This is a genomic window from uncultured Campylobacter sp., from assembly GCF_938045625.1.
Taxonomy (GTDB): Bacteria; Campylobacterota; Campylobacteria; order Campylobacterales; family Campylobacteraceae; genus Campylobacter_A.
The window spans coordinates 1-7,102 of the sequence record NZ_CALIAV010000104.1; the positions used below are offsets into that span (position 1 = coordinate 1).

The following is a 7,102-nucleotide window of genomic DNA, read 5'->3' on the forward strand; positions in this document are numbered from 1 at the left end:
AGCTCTTTTGCTTCGGCTTTGCCTCGCAACTGCAAAGCAGAGCGTAATTCAAGCCTCTTCCCTCTTAACAAGAAAGATTAAAATTAATGCATAACGCTAAGTTTAACCAAATCAAATTTAGCATTTTAAAGATTCGGGTCTCGGCAGGTAAAATTCTAAAATTTATCCAAATTTGAGCGGCGCAAATTTGACTCCGAATTTGGCTTCAAATTTACAGTAAAAAACTCAAATTTAAATTTTACTTCAGCCTATCGCCGAATTTTTGTTTGTCGCTCATATAGACAAAGCTTAGCACCTCGGCGACTGCGCGAAAGAGCTCCGCAGGTATCATATCGTTCACCTCGCACATCTTATATAGCTCGCGCGCTAGCGGCGGATTTTCGACGATTTTGACGTTATTTTGCACTCCGATTTGCTTGATGCGAAGCGCTAGAAAATCCACGCCCTTAGCCAGGATCACGGGCGCTTTTTCCTTTGTTTTATCGTAGCGAAGCGCGACGGCGTAGTGAGTCGGGTTTGTGATGATGACGTCTGCTTGCGGGATATTTTGCATCATTCTGTTGCGCGCGGCTCGCATTTGCAGCTGGCGGATGCGACCTTTGACCTGCGGGTCGCCCTCCATCTGTTTGTACTCGTCCTTGATCTCCTGCTTGCTCATGCGCAGGTCGCGAAAATACTGAAAACGCACGATCAGCACGTCAAGAAGCCCGATGATAAACATCACGATTAGCATCACGGCAGCCAAAATCAGCATTTTTTCCTTTAGCCACGCCAGCTGCGCCGCCATCGAGAAAAACAGCGTGTGCGGTAGCTCTTTGATGAAGCTTAAAAACATCAAAAATCCGACCGTAAAAACCGCCGTGACCTTGAGCACCATTTTGATGCCGTCTATCAGTTTTTTAAGAGAAAAGAGATTTTTGAGCCCTTTTATCGGGTTGATTTTGTTTAAATTTGGCTCCAAAGGCTTTGTAGTAAATATAAATCCAAACTGCATCAGGTTGGCGACGACGCCCGCGATCGCGATGCAAACGGCGATAGGCAGGATGATGAGCAGCGTGCGAAATATCGTCGTGATCGCGACGCTAAAGAGCAGCTTGCGCGTAAATTCCTGGCCGATTAGGCTCTGATAGTAGTTATACAGCGTGAAAAACTGATCGCCGATGAAGCCAAGAAGCGCCACTACGACGAAGATAGCGACCGCGAGCGTGACGAAGCCGGCTAAATCTTGGCTTTTGGGGACGTTGCCGTCCTTGCGCGCGTCTTCGATTTTTTTGGAGGTGGGTTCTTCGGTTTTTTCTTGGTCTTCGCCTGCCATTTTTGTCCTAAATTTATCTTGCCGAGCGTTTTTGGCTCAAATTTGCTTAAATTTGGGCGATTATACCTAAAACGAGGTTAAATTTTACGCTACAATTGCCTAAATTTAAAGGATAAAAATGCACAAGCTTGACGATCACGTAAACGAGTGGTTCGGGCAGATGAGGGCGCGCAACGAGGCCGCCGCCGATCACTTTAAAAGCCGTAAAATCCACTACGACGAGTCAAATTTGATAGAAGTTTTGCAAAGCTCGCAGGATAAATTTGATCTCCTTTGGGCTACTGTCGCTCTGCGCGAGCTAGGCACTACGCGTGCGATACCCGCTCTAAAGTGCGCCGTCAAATTTAAAAGCCTAGACGTGCAAGGTAGCGCGGCTCTAACGATCGCATTTTTAGCAGGCGGCGTCGAGAACGGCTTTTTGGCGAGTTTGCTTGTCAGTAAAGAGTACCGCGCTAAATTTTACGCGATGACGGGGATTTTATACAAAGAGGACGCGGCACACTCGGCTTTGCCTTTTGTTTTGGAGTATTCGGCCAAGGCGACCAAAGGCGGCAAGGCGCTTGCTAAAACGCAGTGCGAAGAGCTAGACTGGCTATATCTAGCTAGATACGGCGCGCATTTGCCGCAGGCGCAAGAAATTTTTGATAAAATAAATAAAAATAGGAAGTATGTAGATGAAAACGTTTTTACAAGACTCGCAGGAGAATTCCCGCAAATTTTCACAATCTAAAAAACCGCAAAAGAGCGAAACCGAGCTGCTTTTGGACGAGTGCGGAGAAGTTTTATCCAAGCTAAAAAAGAAAAATTTAACCGAGCACGAGTTTTTATGCGAGCTAATAAAACTGATGGCTTTTTCGATACCGCAAATTCCTTATGAAATTTGGCTGGAAAAATGTATAGAAAGCGGCGATGTGGAGGCTTTAAACGATCTTGTTTTTCAGTACGCTAGAAACGAACTACTGCCCGGCTGCGAGGGCGGGTATGATCAGTGCGAGAGGCTGATACATTCGTTTCTTGCGCTGGCGTGCGGCGACATGGACGGCGCGAAAAACGTAATGACGCACTCTATGCCGCCCAGCACGAACGGATATAGATTTTTGTGCGTGATGAGCGATCTGGTTTCGGCGCTGCTATGGGACGATAAAAAATCGCTTGAGCCCGCACTAAAAAAAGCGCGTAGATTTGCGGACTCCAAAAAGCCGATAAACGAAAGAGAAGCGGTAAAATTCGTCCTTGCCTTGCACGAAAAAGACGCGGCCGCGATGAGCGAGAGTTTGAGTAATTTTTGCGTAAAAGTCGCTAGAACCGCCGCGCCGCAATTTGAAAAGAGGATTAGCTTTTTCGCGCACGGACTTTACGCGCTAGCTCATCACCTTTTGCCTTTTGAGATTTTTGAGCGCATTTGCTTGCCGAAAGCTAAAAATTTCAGCGAAATTTACGCAAAAAGGCTTTTAAGCGGCAAACCGGCGCAGCCAAAATTGTATTTTAGCTTTCCGCCCGAATTTGACGTTTTTAATCAAATTTTAAACGCGCTGCCTGCTAAAACCGTACTTCATAAGCCTTTTGACGGGCCTTCGCCGAGCGATCAAATACGATTCCTAGATCACGACGCGATGGTCGAAAATTTGGCGGATGAAATTTTAAAGAATCAAAAACGCTAAAAGAGCGTGGGCTGCTTTCTCGGATGATCTCAGCGGGCGCGGCCTCTATGCTGCATTTGCTGCACCTGTGCGCATTTTATTTTTTTATTCCCTAGTATATACTGTTATTTTTGCTATAAATTTATCTTACCGAGCGATTTTGCTCAAATTTGCTTGGCTAAATCGCAGTATTCTAAAACAGATCGTTGCGGCAAATTTTGATAAAGTGATTTAATAATTTATACTACCTAATAATAACAAATAAGATATATTTTATCTTAAATAATTATAAATACTTAAAGATAATTTCTAACAAACAATAAAATTTATTTGTATTTAACCGAAAAAACATTACAATCACATTCTAATTTTATTTTAAAAGGAGCATTTAATGAAAATTAAGTCCGTTTTACTAGGTTCAGTTGCGTTAGCTACGGCGCTAAACGCTCAAAATTTGATCCAAGACGCGCTAGATGCGGGTCTAGTCGCTATCCCTAGCGATCCAAAGGCACTAACCAAAGCGATAAACGAAGCTTCTCCGGATGCTGAGAAATATCCAACCACTATGGCTGCTTACGAGCTTGGTAAGAGGCTTTATTTTGATCCAAGATTATCAAAGTCTGGTATCATTAGTTGCAACACCTGTCACAACTTAGGCCTAGGCGGAGCGGACGGCGTACCTGCATCTACCGGTCATAAATGGACTCCAAACCCTCATCACGTAAATGCTCCGACAGTTTACAACTCTGTATTTAACTCGGTGCAGTTCTGGGACGGACGCGCAGCTCACCTAGCCGCTCAGGCTGCCGGCCCGATGACTGCTATGCCGGAGATGGCTTCTACTCCTGAGCTAGTTGAGCAGAGGCTAAAATCTATCCCTGCCTATGTAAGCGAGTTTAAGGCTGCGTTTAATAGCGACGTGAGCTTTGAGCTAGTAACGACTGCGATAGGTATCTTTGAAAGAACGCTCGTAACTCCGTCTAGATTTGATAAATTTTTAGAAGGCGACGAAGCTGCACTAAACGGCGCTGAGAAAAAAGGCCTAAAAACCTTCATCGACAAAGGCTGTGCCACATGCCACAACGGTATAAATTTGGGCGGTACTTTGCAGCCGTTTGAGGTTGCGGGCAAATACGAATTTGCAAATCTAGGCGACTTTAAAGGCGACGCAAACGGCCTAGTAAAAGCTCCTACGCTGCGCAATATCGAGCTAACGGCTCCATATTTCCACAACGGCGCGGTTTGGTCTCTAAAAGATGCCGTCAAGATGATGGGTAGCGTACAGCTAGGTATCGAGATAAACGATAAAGAAGCTACTGACATAGTGACATTTTTAAATTCATTAACAGGCAAAATGCCTAAAGTCGAATATCCGTCATTCCCTGCATCTACCGAAAAGACCCCAAAACCGGAACTTGACTACTAAACTAAACAAAAAGGCGGATAAATTTCCGCCTCATTCAACTTAAATTTATAAATTTTTGGGTATCATCCGTCTCTTACAACCAACAAAGCTCCCCAAGTCTTTTGAAATCCAAAAGCGCTTTTTGGTCTTACCAAATTTTAGAAAGGTAGAGTATGTCAAAATACGCTATATTTAAGCACGGCGGCAAGCAGTATCGCGTCAGCGAAGGCGAATATCTTAAGCTTGACCATTTCAGTGCTGAAGCAAAATCATCAGTCGAGATTACGGACGTTTTGTGCGTAAACGACGGTGAAGTAAAGGTAGGCGCGCCGTTCGTAAAGGGTGCGAAAGTTGTTCTTGAAGTCGTAAACGAGGGCAAGGATAAAAAAGTCGTTATTTACAAAAAACGCAGACGCAAAGACTCAAAACTAAAACGCGGTTTTAGAAGACAGTTTACACGCGTAAAAGTCGTAAGTATCGCAGCTTAAGGAGATAAGAAATGGCACACAAAAAAGGTCAAGGCTCAACCCAGAATAACCGAGATAGTATCGGACGACGCTTAGGCGTTAAAAAATTCGGCGGCGAATTCGTTCGTGCGGGCAACATCATCATCCGCCAGCGCGGTACCGCTACTCACGCGGGCAGCAACGTTGGTCTAGGCAAAGATCACACGATTTTCGCTCTAATCGACGGTTTCGTTAAATTTGAAAGACTAGACAAAAACAGAAAAAAAGTTTCAGTTTATCCTGCTGCGTAATCTTTGGGGCGAAAGCCCCTTTTTCTTTTAAAATCATCCAAATTTTTAAAATCCAAAAAGCTTTTATGTAACAAAAATGATCCTCGCATCGTTCGGCAAATTTTAAAATTTGACCCAAATTGCGCAAATTTATATCGTGCCGATAACGGCGCTTGGCAAATCGTTTGAACTTTTCGGCAAATCAAATTTTAATCAATAAACCGATATAATCCGAAAATTTCACAAAATAACAAACTAAAAATAATAGAATAAATTTTAAAAACTAAGGCAAAAAATGTTTATAGATAGCGTAAATTTAACTCTAAGCTCGGGTCACGGCGGGGCTGGCTCGGTGAGCTTTCGCCGCGAAAAGCACGTGATTTTAGGCGGGCCGGACGGCGGCGACGGCGGGGACGGCGGGGATGTGTATTTCGTCGCCGACAACAACACCCACACACTTGCGGCTTATAAAGGCAAAAAGGCCATGCGCGCGCAAAACGGCGAGGTGGGCACGGGGCGCAGAATGCACGGTAAAAGAGGCGAGCACCTAGAGCTCATCGTGCCTCCCGGTACCGCGGTGCTGGATGCCGAGACGGGCGAGTTACTCTGCGATTTAACGAGCGAGGGGCAGCGCGAGCTGTTTTTAAAAGGCGGCAAGGGCGGGCTTGGCAACGTACATTTTAAAAGCTCGATCAATCAAGCCCCTGAATATGCACAAAAAGGCCTAGAGGGCGAAACGCGCGAGGTGCGGCTGGAGCTAAAACTCATCGCCGACGTGGGACTCGTGGGCTTTCCAAACGTCGGTAAAAGCACGCTAATCTCGACCGTCTCAAACGCCAAACCCCAGATCGCAAACTACGAGTTTACTACTCTCACGCCAAAGCTCGGTCTCGTCGAGGTCGATGAATACAGCGGCTTTGTCATGGCCGATATCCCTGGCATCATCGAGGGCGCAAGCGAAGGGCGCGGGCTTGGCGTGCAGTTTTTAAAACATGTCGAACGCACTAAAATTTTACTTTTTATGCTCGATCTTGCGAACTACCGCAGCCTTGAGGAGCAGTTTGACGCGCTGAGGGTCGAGACAGCGAAATTTTCAGGAGAGCTTGCAAAAAGAGACTACGCGATCGCCCTAACTCGCGCGGACGCGGCCGAAAATTTGCAGGAAAAATTTGACGCGTTTTTGTCGCATTTGGGACTTGCGGGCACGGCTGGCGAGATGAAATTTAAACAAGATATTTATGAGTTTGACGCCACCAAGCCGTTTTTTGTAATGCCGATTTCTTCGGCGACAGGACAAAACATAAACGAGCTAAAATTTAACCTGCTTGAACTGCTTAAAAAGGAGCTGTAGATTGCGCCAAAGCCGCGCCGAAGAGGGTTTTTGCGAACGCAGTCCTTAAGCGCGCCCGTATATGCGGATAAATTTTATGTTTATCGCTCGTAAACGCCGCAAAAAGATAAAATTTAAGAAGGCGAAATGAATAAAATTTTTATTCTAGTATTTTTATGCTTCGGCGCATACGGTTGTGATCCCGCCGATCCGGTGCCGATTTTTATGGATTTTAACGACAAGGATCACGACGGCGCGCTGAGCTTGCAGGAGTGGACGGCGAGCGAGGTGCCGTCCGGGCTAAGAGTAGAGCTAAATTTGCGCTCAGGCTCGGAATTTAAGAGGCTCGATGCTAATCGTGACGGCAAGATTAGCCTGGATGAGCTGGGGGCGCAACCGTCTGCAAAGATTTATTGGTCCGAAGATCCGTGCGCTTTTTGGCCTTGGAAGGATCAAAGCAGAGATGAAAATCAAGCCGCCGTCAAATAAACGCGAAAAACGACGATAATGCGGCCTTTTGCGCGGGGTTTGGTTTGTGACGCGTATAAATTTTACTTCGCGCGAGCGAGTGCGGACCAGGTTTACCTCACGGTCTGCGTAAAATTTATTGCGAGCACGATTGCGCCTGCATGATCGCTCGCGCCGTGATTTGGCTAAATTTAAAGGAAAAGAATGA

Annotated in this window: 8 protein-coding genes; 7 read left to right on the plus strand and 1 reads right to left on the minus strand. The window is 45.8% G+C overall.

Annotation, left to right across the window (positions count from 1 at the left end; all coding sequences use genetic code 11):
- Positions 1 to 238 precede the first annotated feature (238 nt).
- Complete coding sequence (flhB, locus tag Q0386_RS09950; protein WP_002947441.1) at positions 239 to 1,315, minus strand: flagellar biosynthesis protein FlhB; 1,077 nt, start codon at positions 1,313 to 1,315, stop codon at positions 239 to 241.
- Between the two features lie 118 nt (positions 1,316 to 1,433).
- On the opposite strand from flhB, the gene Q0386_RS09955 reads away from it, so the two are divergent.
- The 7 genes from Q0386_RS09955 to Q0386_RS09985 all read left to right on the plus strand — a co-directional run bounded on the left by Q0386_RS09955 (position 1,434) and on the right by Q0386_RS09985 (position 6,915).
- The gene (locus tag Q0386_RS09955; RefSeq protein WP_299030444.1) at positions 1,434 to 2,045 is read left to right on the plus strand and encodes a hypothetical protein; all 612 of its coding nucleotides are present in this window, start codon (positions 1,434 to 1,436) and stop codon (positions 2,043 to 2,045) included.
- Complete coding sequence (locus tag Q0386_RS09960) at positions 1,990 to 2,976, plus strand: hypothetical protein (protein WP_299030447.1); 987 nt, start codon at positions 1,990 to 1,992, stop codon at positions 2,974 to 2,976. The genes Q0386_RS09955 and Q0386_RS09960 overlap by 56 nt, the downstream gene beginning before the upstream one ends.
- A gap of 370 nt (positions 2,977 to 3,346) precedes the next feature.
- Positions 3,347 to 4,381 (plus strand): cytochrome-c peroxidase, encoded by a 1,035-nt coding sequence (locus tag Q0386_RS09965; protein WP_149706964.1) that lies wholly within the window; start codon positions 3,347 to 3,349, stop codon positions 4,379 to 4,381.
- Positions 4,382 to 4,533: 152 nt separating this feature from the next.
- Entirely contained in the window at positions 4,534 to 4,848 is a 315-nt protein-coding gene (gene rplU / locus Q0386_RS09970; RefSeq protein WP_002947447.1) for a 50S ribosomal protein L21, read from the plus strand.
- 11 nt (positions 4,849 to 4,859) lie between these two features.
- Positions 4,860 to 5,117, plus strand: a complete 258-nt coding sequence (gene rpmA, locus Q0386_RS09975) for a 50S ribosomal protein L27 (protein ID WP_002943616.1) — start codon at positions 4,860 to 4,862, stop codon at positions 5,115 to 5,117.
- A 274-nt stretch (positions 5,118 to 5,391) separates the two neighbouring features.
- Positions 5,392 to 6,447 (plus strand): GTPase ObgE, encoded by a 1,056-nt coding sequence (obgE, locus tag Q0386_RS09980; protein ID WP_299030456.1) that lies wholly within the window; start codon positions 5,392 to 5,394, stop codon positions 6,445 to 6,447.
- A gap of 126 nt (positions 6,448 to 6,573) precedes the next feature.
- Entirely contained in the window at positions 6,574 to 6,915 is a 342-nt protein-coding gene (locus Q0386_RS09985) for a hypothetical protein (protein ID WP_299030459.1), read from the plus strand.
- Positions 6,916 to 7,102 lie beyond the last annotated feature (187 nt).

Coding starts and splice junctions, on each gene's coding strand:
- obgE (WP_299030456.1), top strand. CDS start 5,392: ATGTTTATAGATAGCGTAAATTTAACTCTAAGCTCGGGTCACGGCGGG.
- Q0386_RS09985 (WP_299030459.1), top strand. CDS start 6,574: ATGAATAAAATTTTTATTCTAGTATTTTTATGCTTCGGCGCATACGGT.
- Q0386_RS09955 (WP_299030444.1), top strand. CDS start 1,434: ATGCACAAGCTTGACGATCACGTAAACGAGTGGTTCGGGCAGATGAGG.
- rplU (WP_002947447.1), top strand. CDS start 4,534: ATGTCAAAATACGCTATATTTAAGCACGGCGGCAAGCAGTATCGCGTC.
- rpmA (WP_002943616.1), top strand. CDS start 4,860: ATGGCACACAAAAAAGGTCAAGGCTCAACCCAGAATAACCGAGATAGT.
- Q0386_RS09965 (WP_149706964.1), top strand. CDS start 3,347: ATGAAAATTAAGTCCGTTTTACTAGGTTCAGTTGCGTTAGCTACGGCG.
- flhB (WP_002947441.1), bottom strand. CDS start 1,315: ATGGCAGGCGAAGACCAAGAAAAAACCGAAGAACCCACCTCCAAAAAA.
- Q0386_RS09960 (WP_299030447.1), top strand. CDS start 1,990: ATGAAAACGTTTTTACAAGACTCGCAGGAGAATTCCCGCAAATTTTCA.